Below are 873 nucleotides of genomic sequence, written 5' to 3'. Positions count from 1 at the left end.
TAGGGCGTGTCTGACAAATGGGGTAGCCAGAGGGTGATGGCGCGTAGGACTGCTGCGCCGCGGTAGACGATGGCGAGTTTGTCGTAGCGGGTGGCTAATCCACGCCATTGCTTGATGACGTTGAAGTTGCGTTCAACGACGTTGCGGCCCTTGTAATCCTCGGCGTCGAAAGCCGGTGGTCGGCCACCGCGCGATCCTCGCCGCTTGCGGTGGGCGATCTGATCGGACGGTTCTGGAATCACCGCGCCGATCCCACGTCGGCGTAGTCGAGTGCGGGTCGCGCGGCTGGAATAGGCCCTATCCCCGCGGACGCGGTCGGGACGAGTACGCGGCCGGCCACCGCGGCGGCGGTCCACTTTCAAGTGCGCGAGCAAATGCTCGAACACCGGCCCGTCGTGGGCCTGGCCAGGGCCCACGAGCACCACCATGGGGCGTCCTCGGCCGTCGACGAGATGATGGATCTTGCTGGTTAGTCCGCCGCGTGAGCGGCCGATACCGTGGTCAGGCGGCTCGATGCCCGGATTCGTGTAATTCGACCCAGCCCCCTGTGTGGCGGGTGACGTTCGTGGCGTGCTGATGGGCGCGCGCGATCGTGGAATCCACGGCCACCGCCCAGTCGATGATCCCGGCCTCCTCGGCGGCGGCCAGCAACCGCGCCAAAACGGTGTCCCAGGTGCCGTCGGCGCTCATCCGTCGATGCCAGGTCCAGATCGACTGCCACGGCCCGAACGCCTCGGGAACATCGCGCCAGGCGATTCCGCACCGATACCGATAGATGATCCCTTCCACCATCGAGCGGGCATTCTGGAAAGGCCTGCCCCGCTTGCCTGTCCGCACCGGCAACAGATCCTCGATCAATGCCCACTGGGCATC

1 protein-coding gene is annotated in these 873 nt (G+C 66.1%); it reads right to left on the bottom strand.

Annotated features, from left to right (window positions below):
- Positions 1-873 (bottom strand): IS5 family transposase gene (locus AU193_RS23265; protein WP_216637291.1). Its coding sequence is split into 2 segments (ribosomal slippage), with 875 coding nucleotides annotated over them: positions 1-552 and positions 551-873; the frame shifts between segments, so codons are not numbered across the junction. This gene is flagged as partial in the annotation.

Origin of the sequence: Mycobacterium sp. GA-1285 (assembly GCF_001499905.1) — a bacterium.
Taxonomy (GTDB): domain Bacteria; phylum Actinomycetota; class Actinomycetes; order Mycobacteriales; family Mycobacteriaceae; genus Mycobacterium.
This window is presented reverse-complemented; position numbering and strand designations above follow the sequence as displayed.